General features: G+C 60.5%; 18 protein-coding genes. 7 read left to right on the forward strand and 11 right to left on the reverse strand.

Going from position 1 to position 19,762, the window contains the following annotated elements:
• The first annotated feature begins 48 nt into the window (after positions 1–48).
• The 5 genes from JTP94_RS20265 (at position 49) to JTP94_RS20285 (ending at position 5,615) form a co-directional block, all read left to right on the forward strand.
• The gene (locus tag JTP94_RS20265; RefSeq protein WP_246755055.1) at positions 49–912 is read left to right on the forward strand and encodes an FkbM family methyltransferase; all 864 of its coding nucleotides are present in this window, start codon (positions 49–51) and stop codon (positions 910–912) included.
• Positions 913–951: 39 nt separating this feature from the next.
• Positions 952–2,277: a glycosyltransferase family 1 protein gene (locus JTP94_RS20270; RefSeq protein WP_204852235.1), complete on the forward strand. Its 1,326-nt coding sequence runs from the start codon at positions 952–954 to the stop codon at positions 2,275–2,277.
• 18 nt (positions 2,278–2,295) lie between these two features.
• Positions 2,296–3,351, forward strand: coding sequence for a hypothetical protein (locus JTP94_RS20275; RefSeq protein WP_204852236.1), 1,056 nt, complete (start codon positions 2,296–2,298; stop codon positions 3,349–3,351).
• A 270-nt stretch (positions 3,352–3,621) separates the two neighbouring features.
• The gene (locus JTP94_RS20280) at positions 3,622–4,353 is read left to right on the forward strand and encodes a response regulator (protein ID WP_204852354.1); all 732 of its coding nucleotides are present in this window, start codon (positions 3,622–3,624) and stop codon (positions 4,351–4,353) included.
• Positions 4,350–5,615, forward strand: coding sequence for an ATP-binding protein (locus JTP94_RS20285; RefSeq protein WP_204852237.1), 1,266 nt, complete (start codon positions 4,350–4,352; stop codon positions 5,613–5,615). Before JTP94_RS20280 ends, JTP94_RS20285 begins: the two co-directional genes overlap by 4 nt.
• A 398-nt stretch (positions 5,616–6,013) precedes the next feature.
• Here JTP94_RS20285 and JTP94_RS20290 read toward each other — a convergent pair whose 3' ends face one another.
• From JTP94_RS20290 to JTP94_RS20325, 8 genes are all read right to left on the reverse strand, one after another.
• On the reverse strand, positions 6,014–7,969 hold the full coding sequence (locus JTP94_RS20290) for a MacB family efflux pump subunit (protein ID WP_204852238.1): 1,956 nt from the start codon (positions 7,967–7,969) through the stop codon (positions 6,014–6,016).
• A gap of 3 nt (positions 7,970–7,972) precedes the next feature.
• A complete protein-coding gene (locus JTP94_RS20295) occupies positions 7,973–9,289 on the reverse strand; it encodes an efflux RND transporter periplasmic adaptor subunit (RefSeq protein ID WP_246755057.1) in 1,317 nt (438 codons plus the stop codon).
• A gap of 4 nt (positions 9,290–9,293) precedes the next feature.
• A complete protein-coding gene (locus JTP94_RS20300) occupies positions 9,294–10,754 on the reverse strand; it encodes an efflux transporter outer membrane subunit (protein WP_246755059.1) in 1,461 nt (486 codons plus the stop codon).
• Positions 10,755–11,081: 327 nt separating this feature from the next.
• On the reverse strand, positions 11,082–11,711 hold the full coding sequence (locus JTP94_RS20305; RefSeq protein ID WP_204852239.1) for a hypothetical protein: 630 nt from the start codon (positions 11,709–11,711) through the stop codon (positions 11,082–11,084).
• A 308-nt stretch (positions 11,712–12,019) separates the two neighbouring features.
• The gene (locus JTP94_RS20310) at positions 12,020–12,181 is read right to left on the reverse strand and encodes a hypothetical protein (RefSeq protein WP_204852240.1); all 162 of its coding nucleotides are present in this window, start codon (positions 12,179–12,181) and stop codon (positions 12,020–12,022) included.
• Between the two features lie 82 nt (positions 12,182–12,263).
• Positions 12,264–13,115, reverse strand: a complete 852-nt coding sequence (locus JTP94_RS20315; protein ID WP_204852241.1) for an AraC family transcriptional regulator — start codon at positions 13,113–13,115, stop codon at positions 12,264–12,266.
• A gap of 64 nt (positions 13,116–13,179) precedes the next feature.
• Positions 13,180–13,407 (reverse strand): DUF1127 domain-containing protein, encoded by a 228-nt coding sequence (locus JTP94_RS20320; RefSeq protein ID WP_204852242.1) that lies wholly within the window; start codon positions 13,405–13,407, stop codon positions 13,180–13,182.
• 154 nt (positions 13,408–13,561) lie between these two features.
• Positions 13,562–14,473 (reverse strand): dihydrodipicolinate synthase family protein, encoded by a 912-nt coding sequence (locus JTP94_RS20325; protein WP_204852243.1) that lies wholly within the window; start codon positions 14,471–14,473, stop codon positions 13,562–13,564.
• A 150-nt stretch (positions 14,474–14,623) separates the two neighbouring features.
• Between JTP94_RS20325 and JTP94_RS20330 the strand changes: the two genes are divergently transcribed.
• On the forward strand, positions 14,624–15,328 hold the full coding sequence (locus JTP94_RS20330) for a GntR family transcriptional regulator (protein ID WP_204852244.1): 705 nt from the start codon (positions 14,624–14,626) through the stop codon (positions 15,326–15,328).
• A gap of 135 nt (positions 15,329–15,463) precedes the next feature.
• Entirely contained in the window at positions 15,464–16,606 is a 1,143-nt protein-coding gene (locus tag JTP94_RS20335; protein WP_204852245.1) for a Xaa-Pro peptidase family protein, read from the forward strand.
• A gap of 70 nt (positions 16,607–16,676) precedes the next feature.
• On the opposite strand, the gene JTP94_RS20340 is transcribed toward JTP94_RS20335, so the two are convergent.
• The 3 genes from JTP94_RS20340 to JTP94_RS20350 form a co-directional block, all read right to left on the reverse strand.
• Entirely contained in the window at positions 16,677–17,726 is a 1,050-nt protein-coding gene (locus JTP94_RS20340; protein WP_204852246.1) for a DUF2278 family protein, read from the reverse strand.
• Between the two features lie 140 nt (positions 17,727–17,866).
• Positions 17,867–18,925, reverse strand: a complete 1,059-nt coding sequence (locus JTP94_RS20345) for an ABC transporter ATP-binding protein (protein ID WP_204852247.1) — start codon at positions 18,923–18,925, stop codon at positions 17,867–17,869.
• 4 nt (positions 18,926–18,929) lie between these two features.
• Positions 18,930–19,760 carry a carbohydrate ABC transporter permease gene (locus tag JTP94_RS20350; protein ID WP_034510592.1) on the reverse strand — a complete coding sequence of 277 codons (831 nt, stop codon included), beginning with the start codon at positions 19,758–19,760 and terminating at the stop codon, positions 18,930–18,932.
• Positions 19,761–19,762 lie beyond the last annotated feature (2 nt).

Here is a 19,762-nt window from a genome sequence, read left to right on the forward strand (position 1 = left end):
TCCGGCTTGCGGACCGCACTCAGCTCAGGTTGGTTTGAGAGGGATACAATGGGTTTGCCCGCGCTGCTACATCTTCACGAATTGATGGCCTTCGATCGGCAGCAGGCCGAGGCGGCCATCTTGCAGCGAGTGACCAATGCCTATCTTGGAAATCATACGGCTCTGGTGCGTGTGCTCGGCCGCTACAAGCTTTATGTCGATACCCGCGACAGGGGCTTCGGATCACACGTCCTTCTGGACGGTTTCTGGGAGATATGGCTCACATTGTTCTGCGCTCGCAATGTGAAGCGAGGCATGACTGCCGTCGATGTCGGCGCGAACTTCGGCTATTATTCAGTGCTCTTGGGCGAACTTGTCGGTGCCAAGGGCGAGCTGATCGCCGTGGAACCAAATCCACACGCCGCTGACTTCTTGCGCCGAAGCGTCGAACTCAACGGGCTGCTCGGACGGACACGGATCGAACGTTCGGCCCTTGGCAACGTGGCCTCCGGCGAGGCATCTCTCTACGTCCCTCATAGCGAGCCGAAGAACGCATTGATCGTCGCGGAGAACTTCATTCCCCTCGCTCAGGACGGCAGCGTCATCAGGGTTCCGGTGACGACGCTCGACCAGCTCAGCGCACCGTGTTCGCGCGTCGATTTTATCAAGATCGATGCTGAGGGGGCAGAGGAGCTCATCTTCGACGGCATGGGCGAAACCATAGCCCGTCACAAGCCGATGATCGTCGTCGAATTTAATCCCGCCCGTTATGTGGATGCCGGCAGTTTTCTCGATCGGCTTGCCGCAATCTATGGGTCGCTTCGGCGGCTCGATTTCAGCGGCGAAGCGATCTCGGTCACGCGTGAAGACCTTCTTTCGATGTACGGAAGCGACGATTCGCTTCTCGTCCTCTCCCGCGACAAACCGGCCTGAGATCAGCAGCGGAACAAGAATGGTGAAGGAGAGGCAGGCGTGAGTCAGACGATTCTTTATGACGGTCTCAATCTTTCGCTGAAGAAAGGAACGGGCGTAGCCACCTACACCAGGGGCTTGATCGCCACTGCCCGTTCACTCGGCTATCAGACAGGAGTCGTCCACGGACTGCAGGGAAACGTCCCGCGAGACCCCATACTGCGGGAGGTGGTGCTGTTCGATGACTCCAACACGCGCTCCCACGGAGCGTACTTCATCGCGCGGCGCTGGTTGCGCCGTCGCATCGCCGCCCCTTTCGGCGTGAAGCCGGTTCCTATCCCGCTGGGTGGCACGGTCATTCTGAAATCGCTGCAGTCGCAGTTCGGCGATTCCGGCGTGGTTTACGCCTCGAACGACCTGTTCAATCTCGCGCGCTTTCATTTCAAGCGCTACGGCAACAACCTCCCCATGACGTTCGAGGCGCAGCCCGATCTCCTGCATTGCACCTATCCGATGCCGATTGCCGCCAAGAAGGCGCTGAATATCTACACGATCCACGACCTGGTTCCACTGCGGCTGCCCTATTTGACGGAGGACGACAAGCGCTATCACTACAAGATGCTTCGCTCCCTCGTGCGCAGGGCCGATCATATCGTCACGGTGTCCGAGACCTCGCGCGCCGATATCATCAAGGTGCTCGGTGCCGACGAGGCACGCGTCAGCAATACTTATCAGGCTGTCCATGTGCCGGAGCAGCTTCGCGACAAGCCGGCGGATGTGGTCGCGGATGAGATCGCCGGTATCTTCCATCTCGATTGGAAGGGATATTTCCTGTTCTTTGGCGCATTTGAGCCGAAGAAGAACATCTCCCGCCTGATCGAAGCCTATCTCTCTTCAAAGACAAGCCGTCCGCTGATCATCGTTGGCGCCCCGGGCTGGAAGGGAGCGGAAACCCAGCAGCTGATCGACGACGACCGTTTTCGCTTCTACGTTCGCTCCGAGGACCGCATCGTGCCGCAACGTCAGATCCAGCGCTTCGATTTCGTGTCTTATCCGTTGCTGATAAGCCTGATCCGGGGAGCGCGGGCGGTGCTGTTTCCATCGCTTTATGAGGGCTTTGGCTTGCCGGTACTCGAATCCATGCAGCTGGGGACCCCGGTTCTGAGTTCGACAGAAGGGTCGATCCCGGAGATTGCCGGGAAGGCGGCTCTGCTTGTCGATCCCTACAGCACCGACGATATGCGCAAGGCCATCTTCAAGCTGGATCAGGACGACGGGCTATGTTCGTCTTTGGCAGAGGCAGGCCCAAGACAGGCTGCGCGCTTTTCGACGGACCGATACAATCAGAAGGTGAGCGCTCTGTATGACACTCTGTTCAATGGATAATAATGGGAGGGTTATGCGATGACGATCCTCTTCGCTTTCGGCATGCCGGGGGTCATGTCCTCCTGGGGAGTGGCCGCCGTTCATGCTTTGGCGCGCGAGGCATTCGGCGAATACACGATCATTGCCACGGATGCGATCGAGGACCTCAAGCAGCATGTCCAGGGCCGCTCAAGCCTCCATGCGGTACTCGTCTCGCAGTTCCCCGAGCCCAAGTTGTCGGAGCTGATCATGAGGGTGAACGCTCCCTTCCTGCTGTTCCTTGAAGATCCCATAGACGCGATCTCTTATCTCGCACGTGCCAGCGAGCAGCGAGATCTTGGCTTGATCAGGGCCGTTTCGGCTAGCCTTGCCTGTCTGGAGCCGCTCACGAATGCATCTGCAGCGCTAGTCATGCGCCGTAACGATGTTGGCCAAGGAAGCAGCATCGATCTATTGCTGAAGAAAATGGACCAGCATTTAAGCACCGAGCTTACACTGGAGCAGATCGCAAACGCCCTGAGGCATGTCGGCATGGCGCATCTCGAGGTTTCGCCGACCGCCGGAATGCCGAAACTGGAGGAGGCGGCGGCAGCGGTGATTGCGGGATATATGCAACCGAGGGAGGACGTGCCTGAGCTCAGTGAGGCGCTGCGTGAAACGGCAAAGAAAGTTCTTTACCCGTTGGAACTCGGTCACGCCGACGTTTCCGGCCCTGTCATCTCTTGGCCACGGGAGACGTTCCTGTCGGGTGACAGATTGGGGCAGGGCCTGGATGATAGCCTGGATCTGACCGGAGGCGCGCGTTGCCTGATCTATGGCCCCTATCTTCATCTGCCGACTGGCCGCTGGAACGCCAAATTCTTCTTCGATGTCGATGAGGATTGCCACGGCCAGATTTTCACCGTGGAAATCCATGCTGCGGAATTGCTTGGCAAGCTGCGCGTCTGCCCGCAGGGTACCGGTTCTTTCGAAGCTGCAGTGCCCGTCGAAGTCACCAATCCGCGAGCCCCTATCGAAATTCGGGTCATGATGGACAGCGGCGCCATCGAAGGGCGGCTTTCGGCCTGGAGTGTCGAATGGCTGCGCGCAGCGTGATGCCTTGAGCCCAGGATCTCGCCGATCCAGCGGCGCATTGCCGTGGCTATCGGCCGATCGTACTTTTCCGAACCGTGATATGCTGTGCGGGTGATCTCACCGGAGGTGTTTTCCCCCGTCATGAATGCGATTTTGTTGCTAAACATTTCTATTGTCGGGAATTTTGTAAACCAACATTTCCGACGCAAGAAATTCCGTATTGGCGCCGCAAAACCCGTCTTTTCATGGAGTTGATAGTTCGTATAAGAGTTGAGAAACGGAATGAAGCCTATGACTGTTACCGCCGCACCGGATATTTTAATCGTCGATGACGACCATGAGATTCGCTCGCTGCTGAGCCGGTATCTCGAGGAGCAGGGTTTTCGCGTGTCGACGGCAAGCGACCTTCGCGGCTGCAATGATTCCCTCAATCGGCGCTCCCCCGATCTGCTTGTTCTGGATGTCATGCTGCCGGACGGATCAGGTCTCGATCTCTGCCGCGACCTGCGCAACAGGCGCCCGCGCGTCCCAGTTATTCTGCTGACGGCCTTAAAGGAGGATATAGACCGGATTCTTGGCCTCGAGATCGGCGCTGACGATTATCTCGGCAAGCCGTTCAATCCGCGTGAGCTGGCCGCCCGTATTCGTGCCGTTCTGCGTCGTACGAACGAGGACATGTCTTCCGAGCCTGAACAAAGGCGGTATCTTTTCGCTGATATGACCCTTGATCCGCAGCTCCGCCGGGTGACCAGGGACAATGGCGAGGTGATCCCGCTGACCGGCGCCGAATTCGATCTGCTCAAGACCTTCCTCGAGCGGGCGGGGCGGCTCTTGTCTCGTGATCAGCTGCTCGACCTGACGCAGGGGCGTGATCGCGATCCTGCCGACCGTTCGATCGATGTCCTGATGAGCCGGCTGCGCCGGAAGCTCGGCGAAACCGCTGAGGAGCCGGTCTTCCGAACGATCCGCAATGGCGGCTATCAGCTCGTCGTACCGGTGACGGCAGTCAAGGGCGATCCATGAAATCCCTCGGTGCGCGTCTGGCGCTGCTCCTGCTGACGGCAATCGTTCTGGTCGTCATTTCATCGTCCTTCGTGGCAAGCCTTGTCATGCGGGGACCACGGCCGGACATGATGATCGAGCCAGAGGCACGGCAACTCGTCGTTCTGGCCGCCTTCGCGGAGAAGGACCGGGCCACAGCCGCCGCGGCGGGGTTGATTGTCGCTCCCACCCCTGCCGACGGTCCGCGCGATGAAGAATTGTCCCGCTTTCTCGTGGAGGCGCTGCTTCGGATTTCCAGCATGCGCGAGGCGATCATATCGCGCCAATCGACCGGCGAGATGATTGCGTCACTGAAGCTCTCCGACGGCACCTGGCTCGTCACGCCGATGCCGCAACACGGTCCACCTCCAGGAGGCTGGAAGATTCTTGTCGGGTGGCTTGGCCTGATCATCATCGGAAGCGTGCTGGTTTCCATCTTCGCGGCTTCGAAGATCATGAAACCGCTTCGCCTGCTGGAGCGGGCCGTGGCCGAAGTCAACCCGGATGGCACGCTCCCACATATACCGGAAACCGGTCCGGGCGAAATTCGGGTCACCGCACAGGCGCTCAATGGTCTGTCGGCCCGAGTGAAGGCCTCCACGGAAAGCCGGATGCGGCTCGTGGCGGCTGCCGGGCATGATCTGAGGACGCCGATGACGCGGATGCGTCTGCGGGCAGAGTTCATCCAGGACGATGAAGAGCGGCGCAAATGGCTCGCCGATCTCGAGGAGCTCGACAGGATCGCTGACAGTGCGATTGGACTGGTGAGGGAAGAGATTTCCAAGGACAGCCTGGAGCGCGTCAGGCTCGATACAGCCGTAGAGGAGATCGTCGAGGAGCTTCAGGCGATCAACATGAATGTCAAAAGCGGCGAGCTGGAGCCTGCGCTGATCTCTGCGGGGCCGCTGGCAGTTACCAGGGCATTGCGGAATCTGCTCATCAATGCCGCCACGCACGGCCAATCGGCAACGGTCACTGTAACGCATCTCGGCAACAGGGCGGTGGTCAGAATTATCGATACCGGTCCCGGCATCCCCGAGGAGCGGCTCAATCAGGTGTTCGAGCCCTTCTTCCGCATCGACATAGCAAGGCAAAGATCCTTCCCCGGCGCCGGTCTCGGCATGGCCATCGCCCACGAGATCGTTACCCGCTTCGACGGCGAGATCACCGTGCGAAACCGGCACCCCACCGGGCTTGAGCAGGTCGTGTCGTTTAAGAGCGCCGAGGCTAAATCTGCGAATTGAGCCATGTCGGTTCGCCCAAATTTTCGTGGTGGGCGCAAACTCGGTCGCATTTTCGAAGCGAATGCCGGATTCCGACTGGCGCTTCGGTCAAAAACAAGATTTACTTGCGTAAGACTTTCGAAAATTTCAATGGACGATAGTATTATAATAAGGTTACAGAACTTACCAAATAAAGCCGGTCCATTAGCAAAGCCGAGACACTAAATTTCTCGAAAATGCCTCCTTTCAGCAACATTCAGAAATGTTCGGGCCGCGGACTGATGTAGTATCACAGTCGATCACAAGCTTGGCTCGAGCAGGCTTTGATCGCCCCGCATACCGGCTTCGCCATGACGCCCCCAACACGAATGGCGAAGCCGGATTATCTCCGGCGGCACCCCTACCATTTCCCTTAATAATCAGTCTCTTGAAAGCGCTGCGACCGGATCGAGCCGCGAGGCGTTGCGTGCCGGCAGATAACCGAAGGTTAGGCCGATGGCGCACGAACACGTGAAGGCGAGGATGATCGAACTCGCCGAAAAGACCAGCGTGAAATTGGATCCGAAATGATTGAAGGCGGCGCCGAAGCCGAGCGCTGTGGCAATGCCGAAAGCACCGCCGAGCAGGCAGACCAGCACCGCCTCGATCAGGAACTGCTGCAGGATGTCCTGGCGCCTTGCGCCCACGGCCATGCGCACGCCGATCTCCGCGATACGCTCGGATACCGAGACGAGCATGATGTTCATGACGCCGATGCCGCCGACAAGCAGCGAGATGACGGCGATCGCCGAGACGAGGAGGGTCATCGTCCTGGTCGTGCTGGTGATCGTCTGGCGGATATCGTCGGTATTGAGGATGAAGAAATCCTTGGTGCCGTGGCGGCGCTCCAGGAACTGCGTCACGGCCGCTTCCGCCGTGGAGCTTTCCGTGTCATCCGCGACGCGTACGGTGACGCTGCGCAGCGACATGTCGCCGAGGAAGCGCGCCTGCACGCCGGTATAGGGCAGATAGACGGAAAGATTGTCGCTGGAGCCGAAGCCGCCTTGTTGTGACGCGATGACGCCGATGACGCGGACCGGCACCTTACCCACGAAGATCGTCTGTCCGATCGGGTTGATACCTTTGTCGGTAAACAGCGTCGTTGCGGTGTTCTGATCGATCACAGCGTCCTGCGCCATGCGCCTGATACCGTCAGCATCAAACAGACGGCCGGCGACCAGTTTTGATCCCTTCACTGAAAAATAGGCGTCGCCAACCCCGTTGATCAGCGCATTTGCTTCCGTTGAGTCGAACCGCACGGTGCTGCTCGTCGAGACAGTCGGTGTGACGGCTGCGACATAAGTGAGCTCCGCCAGCGCGTCGGCGTCCGCAACGACCAGGGTCTTTATGCGCCCCGACCGCATATCGCCAAAGCTCTTGCCGGGGAAAACTTCCAGCGTGTTGGTACCGAGGCTGTTGATATTAGCCAGGACCTTGCGCTGCGATCCCTCGCCAAGCGCGATGACGCTGACGACCGAGGCGATGCCGATGATGATGCCGAGCATCGTGAGGAAGGTGCGCAGCCGGTGGGCCTTAAGCGCAAGCATCGCCATGAGAAAGGCTTCAGCCAGTCGGCCAGCCATTTCGCGCCACCTGGATCTGCCAAAACCGGCTTTGGCGGCCACGCTGCGAAGCCGGGGAATTTCCTCCCGCGTGCGCCGATCGGCAACGATCCGGCCATCGGAGATCTCGATGATGCGATCGGCGCGGGCAGCCACATTCATGTCGTGGGTGACGATGACGACCGTATGACCCTCGGCATGCAGCTCGCCAAGGATGCGCAGTACCTCTTCGCCGCTTTGTCGGTCCAGCGCCCCGGTCGGCTCGTCGGCGAGAATGACATTGCCGTTGTTCATCAGCGCGCGCGCTATCGAGACGCGCTGCTGCTGGCCACCGGAAAGCTGGCCGGGCCGATGTCCTGCCCTTTCGGCCATGCCCAGGCGCTCGAGAAGTGCAGCGGCGCGCGCGCGTCTCGTCTCGCCCGGTTGCCCGGCATAGATTGCCGGCACTTCGATATTGCCGATCGCAGTCAACTCGGGGAGCAGATGGTAGCGCTGGAAGATGAAGCCGAAATGCTCCCGCCGCAGCCTGGAGAGCGCGTCGCTGTCGAGACGATGTGTCTGCGCGCCGGCGATCGCATAGGTGCCGCCGGTCGGGCGATCGAGCAGGCCGATGATGTTCATCAATGTCGATTTGCCGGAACCGGAAGGGCCGACAATGGCCACCATCTCACCTTCCTCGATGGAGAGATCGATGTCCTGCAACACGGCGATGGTGCGCTCGCCCGACTGGTATTCCCGTCGCACGCCCTGCAATTCTATGATCGGGAAAGCCATGGCTCAGAATCCCATCGGCGGCGGCGGCCCACCACTATTGCTGCTTTTCGTCGTCGCGGCGATGGCCTCGCCGATCACGACACTCTCGCCCTCCGACAGGCCGGACTGGATCTCGGCCGTGACATTGTTGTTGAGGCCGACCGTGACTTTTCTGGAATTTTGTTTGCCATTTTGATCGACGACCTGAACGCTGTAGGAACCGCCGGCCAGCCTGGTGCCGAGCGCGGAGGAGGGAATGGTCAGCACGCTCCTGGCCTGGCCGAGGACGATGTGCACTTCGGCGGACATATAGGTGCGGAAATGATTGTCATGGTTCGGTACGGCGAAGACCCCGTTGTAGTAGATCGCCGAGGACGACGAGGATGACGTCGTGCTGCTGCTAGACGATGTCGTGGTGGAAGAGGAGGTGACGCTGCTGTCGCTGGTGATCGATTCCGGCGCCGGTTCGATCGATTGCAGCACGGCGTCGTAGCGGGTGCCGGGATCGCCGAGGATGGTGAAATAGACCGGCTGCCCCACCTTGACCTTGACGACATCCGCTTCCGATATCTCTGTGCGAACGATCATCGTATCGAGTTGCCCGAGAATGACGATGGTCGGCGCCGATTGCGCCGCATTCACCGTCTGGCCCTGCTGATTGACGATCGCAAGCACGGTGCCGTCCATCGGCGCGGTGATGCGCGTATAGGAGAGGTTGGCCTGCGCCGTTTCCACCGCCACCTCCGCCGAGGTAATCTGCGCATCGAGAGCGGCGATCTGCGCTGTGATCTTTCTAACGCTGGCTTCCGCGCTGTCGAGATCGGCCTTGGAGCCGGCCTGGTTGCGGAAGACGGTCTGCTGGCGGATGAGGGTCAGTTCCGCATTGGCAAGGTCGGCCTCGCTCTCCTGGCGCTGCGCCCGGACGTTGGCAAGCGAGGCCTGCGCGGTCCTGAGGTCGTTGCTCTGCGTCGTCGAGTCGATCTCGGCGATCAATGTGTCCTTCTTCACGGCATCGCCGAGCTTCACATCGAGCGCGGTGATCCGCCCCGAGACCTGCGCGCCGACCGCGACCAGCTTGACGGGCTTGAACGTGCCGGAGGCAAGCACGGCTTCCTCGACATCGCCGCGTGTCACCGGCGCTGTAATGGCGGATGATGTCTGCCGGTCGAAAAAGCCGTACCAGAAGAGGATGAGGCCGGCGGCGGCGAGCAGGAGCAAAGTCGCAAATGCCAGCCGCATCGGTTTGAAGCCCCGGCGTGGCAGGGATTTCGCGGGTACTGCTTCTGCGGCGCGTTTCGGATTGATGGTCGCCGGTGCTTCGCGATCTAGGGTGTTCAACATATGATTATTTGGCCATGGTCAAATGTGGACCGGTGTCGGTATCGACCACCGCGGGTTTGGAGACGTCGACATCACCGTCCCAGCCACCGCCGAGCGCCTTGTTGAGCGAGATATAGTCGGTGGCGATCGATGCGCGGCTCTGAATGACGGCTTCCTCGGCGCTGTAGAGCGAGCGTTCGGCGTCGAGCACGTCGAGAAAGTCCGTGACGCCGGCCTTATTGAGTGTGCGCGACAAATCCGAAGCACGGTTGTAGGAGCTGCTGGAGGAGACGAGCTTGCCGTATTTCAATCGTTCCTGGGTGAGCGATATCACGGCATTTTCGACGTCTTCCATGGCCGAAAGCACGGCTGATTGATAGGCGATGAAATATTGATCGCGCTCGGCCTCGGCGACGTCGACCGCCGCCTTGAGCTGGCCACCCTGGAAGATCGGCACAGTCAGCGACGGCCCGAGCGACCATCCGATGGAGGATTTCTTGGCGAGGTCGCCGATGCTGGCGGCGGACGAGGAGATGTCGCCCGTCAGCGAGATGGATGGATAGCGATTGGCCTCGGCCTGGCCGATCTTGGCGGTATATTGCGCAAGCTGCCGTTCGGCCAGCCGGACGTCCGGTCGTGAGACGAGGATATCGGCGGGAATGCCCGTCGAGACGCTCATCTTGGGGCTGGGAATGGGAGCGCTGGCCTTGAGCCTCTCCTCAAGTGCCGCCGGCGGCTTGCCCAGCAGTACGCCGAGACGATGAACAGCTTCGGCGTAGGAGATTTCGTAGGCCGGAATATCGGCCTCGGTGCTGCTCGCCAGGGCGTCTGCCTTCGCGGTATCGACGCCAGTGGCGCTGCCCGCCAGATATTCGGCATGGGTGAGGGCAGCACTCTTGCGCTGCGAGACGGCGGTGCGCTTGGCCAGATCGCGCAGCGCCTGGTATTCGCGTGCCTGGACATAATAGGAAGCGACATCGCCGATCAGGGTCAGCATTGTGTCGCGCAACTCCTCGTCGGCTGCATCGACGCCATATTTTGCCGCTTCGGCTGCGCGCTTGTTGCCACCGAAGAGATCGAGCTCCCAACTGGCGTCGAAACCTCCCTCATATAGTGTGGAAAAGGTCGCATCGGTCGTGCCACCTGCCGCGGCTGATGTGCGCGTGCGGTTTGCCGATGCGGTTCCCTCGGCTGTCGGCAGCAAAGCGCCTCTCTGCTCGCGGTAGGTGGCGCGCGCTTCGCGGATCTTCGCCTTGGCCGTTGCGACGTCGAGATTGCCGGCGATCGCCTCCTCGATCAGCGCATCAAGCGTTGGGTCCTTGAGCTGCTTCCACCATTGGGACAATTGCGGGGCCTTCGCAGGCTTGGTCACGGCCTTGCTACCCCAATGTGACGGCATGGCAAGGCCAGGTGTGCGGTAGTCCGGGCCGACGACGCAGCTTGTCAACGTCACGGCAAGTGCGGCGGCAACGGCAATATTCGACAACCCTTTGTTTGAAGGCGAACATATCGGCAAGATTTCTATCCCTGTTTATGGATCATGTGCGCCGGCCTTGGTTGTGGCTCGGACAGGAGGCGGAGCTTTTGAGGAGGCAATCGGCTTTCCTTCTGCGGGAAGGGACGATGAAGCTCACGCGTCATTGGTCCGGGAACGCCGGGCGGGGCGTTCCCGGACCATTCGGCCCTTTGATGGGCCGCTCCTTCCAATCGACGAGGGCGTCCGGGGGGAATCTCGATCGGTTGGAGGCGGAGAGGAAATGGTCTGTTGTGACTATGCAGTCGGATGTTCCCTGGTCGAATCCTCGATCGTTGATCAGCGGAATGCGTGAGGGCCTGGAACGAGGGATCGTTCCGCATCCTCAAGCTTTGCAAGTTGATCGGCGGTCAGGATGTTGCGCAGGGCGACGGCCTTGTCCTTGAGGACGGTCGCCTTGGCGGCGCGATCCAGCGCGTGATCGGCGACGAGTTCGCCAAAGAGCTCCTTCTGCTTGTCGGCATCGTGATCGGGCTGTGACGCGGCAGCGTCATCCGGGAGCGGCGGGCCGGGTGGCCGATGCTTCGGAAAAGCCAGAAAATCCGACAGCGCGCTGGTGTAGTCCCGCCAGGCATCGAGCTGGGCGCTGCGAATGCCGATCAGCGTTTCCATGGCCGACAGCTTGCCAGCAAGCTCAAGAGCCGGATCCGGCCCATGATGGAAGCCGCCAGGCGGCTCGTGCGGCGGCATGGGCATGCCATCGCCAAAGCCCATCATCGGCCCTTCGGGATGCGGGCCTGGGTAGGGCCAACCGCCCGGCTGCATGCGGCCCGGCATGGGTTGTGCCGCCTCGATGCCGGCGGGCTTCTGCGCGTCGGGCGTGGCGGCCGGCTCGGCGGCGAGCGCCGAAACGGCAATGCCGCCGATGGCTGTTATCAACAAAGTTGCGACTATATGTCGTTGCCTCATGATCAGTGCCTTCATTACGATTTACTGATGCTGAGGCTAGCGAGGCCGTATGAATGCAATACGTCCCGATATTTCCGAATGTTTCTTGGCGAAGGAATGTTGCGAACGAAGTTTGCTAGGAGCCCCGTGGCAACAATTCTTTACAACTTTCCTGCGGAGGACACGCAATGGGCGAAATCTGCGGTCCCTCGCACCCTGGCGCCTATATTTTCCTCCAATTCATCATGGAAAGAGCCGCACCTTGGGCGCGGCTCTTTCCATGATAATGGCTTGATGAAAGCGCGGTTCGAGGCGCTTCGGTCGTGTCTCTATTCCTTGCTGCTCGACGCTGACGATGTCGATTGATCGGCCTCCCTCAGCGCGGTAGCGCACTCCTCGCAGCAGACCTCGACCGACTTGCCGCCGAGGTTGACCGTGATGGTCTCCGCACCCAGTTCGCAGTCGCAGGCGGCGCATGTGGTTCTCTTCATGTCATAACCCTTTCCTGAATGATCCCCCGATCGGGGCAGAGTCATGAGAGCACCGTTGGCCGCATCGGCGCTGTCGGAATCTTTAGCGACTGACGTAGCGCTTCGGTTTCAATTGCGCCGAGCGCTGGAATTCGGCCGGTGTCAGGCCATAGGTCTGCTTGAAGGCGGCGCTGAAATGGCTGTGGCTGGAGAAACCGAGATCGAGGCCGAGCATGGTCAGGTCGTCGTACTGGCCAAGAAGATCGAGCGCGCGGGCCAGCCGCAGCTGCAATTGATAGCGATAGAGCGGCATGGCTTCGACCTGCTGGAAGACCTGCGTCAGGTAGACCGGCGAGACTCCCACCTCCTTGGCGATTTCGGCGAGCGTCCATCGACGGGCAAGATCGGAGGACAGGACGAGCTTCGCCCGATCGACAAGCTTCTGCCGGCCGAAGCTCGCGCCGGCCGCATGCGACGTGCGCTCGCCGAGCGAGCGGCGCACCAGCGTCAGTGCCAAGGTCTCGCCCTCCAGGCTTTCAGCTATGTTACGGCTCAGCCCGTGGCGAAGAAGGGCGACGAGCGCCTGCGCGCGCGGGTCGACGCGACGGCGCTGCCGACGGAAGACGACGCCTTCGCCGGCCTGCACCTGTTCCTTCGGCGCAAGCTCCTGGAGTACAGCCTCGTCGATCGCCAGATCGAGACAGGAATCGCCACCCTCGACCGGGTGACTGATCCTGTAGTCCTGTCCGCCGTTGAAGAAGATGACCTGATTGGCCTCGGCGACAACGTCATTCTGGCCGACATGCCGCTTGAAGACGCCGCGATAGGGGTAGACGAGGCTTGTCTTGTGAGCGCATTCCTCGTCGCTCTTGTGGCGGCATTCGCCATCGCAGATGACATCGCGGATCATGACGGTTTTCGTCTTCAGCAGCAGAGCTGTCAAAATTTGTGACATGCCGCAATCCCCATCGAGCCGTGCGGCTCCGCTGCCCGACCCTAGCACATCTCGCGCCGGCTTTTTAGTAGCGGCTGTAAACATGAACGTCGCTTCCCGCTTGGCCGCGTGAAAGCCCGATATCTTTCAGCTGGTCGTCCGAAAGCTCCAGAAGTGCGTTTCGATTGCGCCGTTCAGCCATCTTGTGCATCAGCAACCGCGCGACGGCTGCGATAACGGAAAGGGGCCCGCGCCGAGGCTTGAGGCCTACGCGAATTCGCGCGGATGAAATTGTGATGCTGAGGCTTTGCATGGTGATCCTCCACCGTTGGTTTCGATGGAGGCAGTCAACCACTCCCGCGGCGTCCGCGCTGTCAGATAATTTAGCGATCGAACAGGGCCGATCATTTCACCGCAGGGAGGGAAGGCAGCCGGCAACCGCTGTCGCGGGTCGCCGGCGTTCACAATCAGGCGGCGGCGCGAACCTTCGACGGCCGGGTGGCTGCTGCCTTTTCGACCATCGCGGTAACCTCGGCGCGACGGGCTCCGGAAAGCGGCAGGCGCGGCATGCGGACGCGCTCCGAACCACGGCCCATGATCTGTTCGGCAAGCTTGATGGACTGCACGAGATCATGCTCGGCATCGAGATGCAGGAGCGGCATGAACCAGCGATAGATCTTGCGCGCTTCCTCCCAATCGCCACGCTCGGCGGCGGCAACCAGCTGCACCGATTCCTGCGGGAAGGCGCTTGTCAGGCCGGAGACCCAACCCTTGGCGCCGAGCATCAGGCCCTCAAGGGCAACATCGTCCAAACCTGCAAATATATCAAAGCGATCGCCGAAAGCATTAATGAGATCTGTGAAGCGCCGCGGATCCGGCGCGCTTTCCTTGACCGCCTTGATGTTCGGCACGTCGGCAAGCGCCTGCAGCACATCGGCACCGATATTGACGCGGTAGGCGGGCGGATTGTTGTAGAGCATGATCGGCAGCGAGGTCGCTTGTGCGACGGCGCGGAAATGCGCGATCAGCTCTTCAGGCTTCGGCACATAGACCATAGCCGGCAGCACCATCAGGCCGTCGGCGCCGAGCTTTTCGGCATCGCGGGCATAGGCGACGGCGCGGCGGGTATCGAGTTCGGAGACGCCCGTGACCACAGGCACGCGGCCGTTGACCACCTCGACAGCGGCCTTGAGGATGGTGCGCTTTTCTTCCGGGTCGAGCGAGTTGTTTTCGCCGCATGTCCCCATGACGATCAAGCCGTTGACGCCGTCATTGACGAGCGCGTCCTGAACGCGCTGCGTGTCCGGGATATCAACGGAAAGATCTTCCTTGAACTGCGTCGTTACGGCGGGAAATACGCCCTTCCATCCTGTCGTCATCGTTCGATCCTCATTGGAGATGAAATGCGTTATATACAAACTGTCGACAAAGCTCAAGAAGCATGGCATCAAAGTTCCATGAATGATGCTCGGCCTTGCCGAGGCATGTGAAAAGGCAATATTGGAGCCTTGGCTGCAAGGGGTATCCGAATGCAAAGCGATGCGGAAAATGTGCGAGTGCGGGGATCCGGCACGCAGAGCGTCTATGTGACGCTGCGGCGGGAGATATTGTCCATGGCTCTCGAACCAGGCAGTCCACTCGATGAGGTGCGGCTTTCGGAGCGTTTCGGCATGTCGAGGACGCCGGTGCGCGAGGCGCTGCTTCGCCTTGCCGCCGACGGACTGGTAACGACGCTTCCGAACAGGAATACCATCGTTGCCACGATCGATTTCGCCGGCCTTCCCACCTATTTCGAGGCGCTCACGCTGATGTATCGGGTGACGACGCGTGGCGCGGCTGAGAGACGGGATGCGGCCATAATGCGGACCATCCGCGCCCATCAGAAGGATTTCGCCGACGCCGTGCTCGCGCGCGATGCCTTTGCGATGATCGAGGCGAACCGTGAGTTTCACGTCGCCATCGCCGAGCTCGCCGGCAACCCCTACTACACGACATTCTTCGCGCGGTTGCTCGACGAGGGGCGACGCATCCTGCGGCTCTATTATTCCACCTTCGACGACCGCCTGCCGCGTCAATATGTCGATGAGCATGAAGAGATGATCGCCGCGATCGAGACTGGCGATGTCGAGCAGGCCGATAGGCTCGCAATCGATCACGCCGCCCAAATCGTCCGTCAGATCCAGGATTATGTCGCCCGTGACATGGATAGGCCGGTGGCTGTCAAACTGGGCTGAAAGCTGGCCACGCAAGCGGCCGGCAATGACTGCATTTTTTCTGTCGACATTTTGCCTACAGGGTCGCTAGTGTCGATGCTATTTCGTATGGCGCCAAAACGCATTCGCCTGGGATCATTGAGGAGAGTTGAAGACATGTCGTGGCAGCATCCCGTACCCCGGATCACCCAGGAGGAAAGGCAGGAGCGCCTTTCAAGGCTTCGCCAGCGGCTCGATGCGGAAGGCCTGGCCGGCATGCTGATTGGGCCGAGCGAGAGCCTGCGCTATTTCACCGGGCTCGTTTGGCATGCGAGCGAACGGTTCCTCGGAGCGCTGGTCACGCCGACCGAGCTTTATTACATCGTTCCCGGCTTCGAGCGCAGTCGCGTCGAAACCCTGCCGCGCCTGCCTGCCGAAATTCTCGAATGGCAGGAGGAGGAAAGCAGTGCTGGGCTGATCGCAAGCCTGCTCGGCGATGCCGGTGTTCTGGCGCTCGATGACAGCATGCCGCTCTTTTTCTATCATGCATTGGCGGCCAAGCTCGGAACTGAAAGGCTGACGAACGGCGGGCCGATCATCAACGGCCTTCGCCGGATCAAATCGCCTGCGGAGATCGCGCTCATTCACTATGCGATGAACCTGACGCTCGATGTCCACCGGCAGGCGCATGCCTTGCTCAAGCCGGGAATCCGCGCGTCCGAAGTGGTGGAATTCATCGACCGGCGGCATCGGGAGGCAGGCGCGCATGGCGGATCGACCTTCTGCATCGTATCCTTCGGCGAAACGACGTCGCTCCCGCATGGCGCCAATGGCGACCAGACGCTCGGCGAAGACGATGTCATTCTCGTGGACACCGGCTGCCGCATCGATGGCTATCACTCCGACCTGACGCGAACCTACAAGCTGAAGACAGGCGACAGCGCCTTCGAACAGGCCTGGGCGATCGAGCGCGAAGCGCAGCAGGCCGTCTTCGACGCGGCAAAGCTGGGCGCCGCTTGCTCAAGTCTGGATGATGCGGCTCGTGCCGTTCTTGCGAAACATTCCCTGGGTCCGGACTATAGGCTGCCAGGACTGCCGCACCGCGCCGGCCACGGCCTCGGGCTGGAGATCCATGAGGAGCCCTATATCGTGCGCGGCAATGCGACACCGCTTGCCGCCGGCATGTGCTTCTCGAACGAGCCGATGATCGTTTTTCCGCAGAAATTTGGTATCCGGCTCGAGGACCATATCCACATGACGGCGGATGGTCCGCGTTGGTTCACCCAGCCGTCGAAGGGGCCGACCGAACCATTTTCCTGATGACAGACATCCCCCGGCGCTCCGCAGGGAAATAGCGCCGGGAAATGCCTGAGGAACGGATCAGCCGGGCTCACGCCTGGAACGGAATAGTGCGTCCCGGCTGCTTTGCCTGATCCTTGGTGTAGGAGACGCCGTGGACCTTGATGCCCTGCGCATTAAGCAGGGTGATAATCCCGCCCTTGTTGGAAAGGGCAACGGGAGAGTGGATCTCGACAACCTGCGTCGCGCCGGCAGCAATCGAACCTGCGAGCGGCATTGCGTTCTTCTGCTTGTCCTTGATTTGCCAGCCGGTGAGATCGACAGGCACATCGGCGGTATTCAGCAGCGTGACGGTTTCGCGTTCGGGCGTCTTAACGTCGTTGACATAGGCGGCGATGATGCGCACCAGCCCGTCCGGTACATCGAAGGTCGGAATGGCGTCACGATCGACCGGCGCATGCGGCAGGTTCGGATGATCCTGGCTCGGCGCGACGATGACGGATCCGTCCGTGTCGTCCGAATGCCATGCCTGCGTCTGGAACTTCATGAAGATCGCGACCCATTGCTGCTCGCGAGGAAACTCCAGTATCAGGCCGCCATCCTGCCAGGGACCGTTCTGAGAGGCATATTTTCCGCCCGGATTGCCCTGATTGAAATGGATGTCATGAATGCCGCGGCCGGGCTTGAAGCCGAAATATTGATCCGCCTTGTTGTTCTCCGGTCCCCAGGTCTCGCCAAAGGCATAGATCATCGCCTGTTCGTCCGACACGGCGCGCTGAATGTAGCTATCGATCTTTTCGTTGAGATCGTTGTCTGGACCCGCCGCCGAAATCGGAAGCGGTTTCAGTTCCCAGGGCTGCATGAGATTGCCGCGGATGAAATCGAGCGCGACGCCACCGGGCTGGCTGGGCGTCGGGTGCAATCCTTCCGGCAGCTCCGCCAGCTGTGCCGTGATCGGATGTTCGAAGCGATCCCGGACGAGAAATTCGACCTCGCTTCCATCCTGCGAACGCACATTGATCGCGATGCGATACAGCGTCCCATTTTCCGAAACGAGCACTTGATAATGCGGACTCGAGCCGGTCGCCAGGCGATTGTTGATGGGTCTGCCTTTGAGCACGGCGTAATTGTTAAGCGGCATGACATCCTCCCTGGTCTATTTAAGGAAGAGCATAGTGTCGTACTTGAATGAAACTTCTGCGACATTAGAAGATAGCCGCGCGCGCGTCAAAGTTCTATCGGTTTGCGCGATTTGGCTCCAGCCAGGAAAAAAGTCGTCGCTTAGGTCGCCCTTTTTCCCTCTTCGTCGAAGACGTGCAGATGCTGCGGTGGAAAGGCGACATTCACCTGGGCGCCGGCGCTCAACGCACTGCGATCCAGCGTGAACACCTTGAACGGCAGGCCATGCAGCGAAAGATGTAGGATGATGCCGAAGCCGGTGGGCTCGAGAAGCTCGACATTGGCGGCCATATTGGACTGATCCGAGGAGAGGACGACATGCTCTGGGCGAATGCCGAGGGTTGCCTTGGTGCCCGACGGCAGTTGCAGCGGCGCCGGCAGCGGCACGATGGTGCCGTCCTTCAGCTTCATGCCGCCGGTTTCATAGGTCGCATCGAGGAAATTCATGCCGGGTGAGCCGATAAAGCCGGCAACGAAGAGGTTGGCGGGGCGGTCGTAGAGCTCGAGGGGGCTCCCGACCTGCTGGACCACCCCGCCATGCATGGCGACGATCCGGTCCGCCAGCGTCATCGCCTCGATCTGGTCGTGGGTGACATAGATCGATGTCGCTTTCAGGTCGCCATGCAATTTCTTGATTTCGGCCCGCATCTGTTCGCGCAGACGGGCGTCGAGATTCGACAGCGGCTCGTCGAAGAGAAAGGCTTTGGGCTGACGCACGATGGCGCGTCCCATCGCGACGCGCTGGCGCTGGCCGCCGGAAAGCGCCTTCGGCCGACGTTCGAGCAGGGGATCGAGGCCGAGCTTTGCGGCAGCCGACGCGACCGCTTTCGCGATACTATCCTTCGCCATCTTCCGAAGCCGCAGGCTGTAGCTCATGTTGCCGGCGACGTTCATATGCGGATAGAGCGCGTAGGACTGGAAGACCATGGCGATGTCGCGGTCCTTCGGATGCAATTCGTTGACGCGCTTATCGGCGATCCGGATTTCGCCGCCGCTGATGTCTTCCAGGCCGGCGATCATCCTGAGCAGGGTCGACTTGCCGCATCCCGACGGGCCGACGAGGACGACGAACTCGCCATCCTTGATCCGGAGATCGATGTCGTGCAGCACCTGCACATGGCCGTAGGCCTTTTTGACGTTCTGGATATCGATCGATGCCATGTGACTAACCCTTGACCGCGCCGGCCGTCAGGCCCTGCACGAGATAGCGTTGGATGAGCAGGAAGAAGAGTGCTGCCGGAATGAGCGCCATGACGCCGGCGGCCATCATCTGCCCGAAATCCACCGAGAATTTCGAGACGAAGGTGAGCAGCCCGACCGGGAATGTCGCAGCCTGGTTGCCATTGATCAGCATGAGCGCGAAAAGCAGCTCGCTCCAGGCGGCCGTGAAGACGAAGCCGAGCGTCGCGGCGATGCCGGGCAGCGTCAGCGGCAGAATGATCTGTCGGAACGCGATAAATTGGGTCGCTCCGTCGATCATGGCAGCCTCTTCCAGATCCTTCGGAATGCCGTCGAAGAAGGACTGCATCAGGAAGGTGGCGAACGGCACGTTGAAGGCCGTGTAGACGACGACGAGGCCGGTGAGACTATTTGTCAGATGCAGCGGCGTCAGGATCTTGAAGATCGGCGCCACAAGCATGACCAGCGGAAACATCTGGGTGAGCAGCATCAGCGCCACGATCCAGTACTTGGCGCGGAAGTTGAAGCGCGAGAGCGCATAGCCGGACAGCGAAGCGCAGATGGTGACCGCAATCGCCGTCGAGCCGGAGACGATCAAGCTGTTCTTGAAGAATGTCGGGAAGTCGCTGTGCTGCAGCACGAAAGCATAGTGTTCCCATGTCGTGCGCGACGGCCACATGCGCACGCCTTCCGTATAGAGCAGGTCGTTCGGGGTGACCGAGACCTTCAGCAGCCAGAAGAGCGGGAAGAGCGCGAAGACTACGTAGCAGAGGATCGCCAGGCGGTGCGCGATGGTTGGGAGAACGGATCGTCTCATGG

Origin of the sequence: Martinezella lusitana, assembly GCF_016901135.1 — a bacterium.
GTDB lineage: Bacteria > Pseudomonadota > Alphaproteobacteria > Rhizobiales > Rhizobiaceae > Rhizobium > Rhizobium lusitanum_D.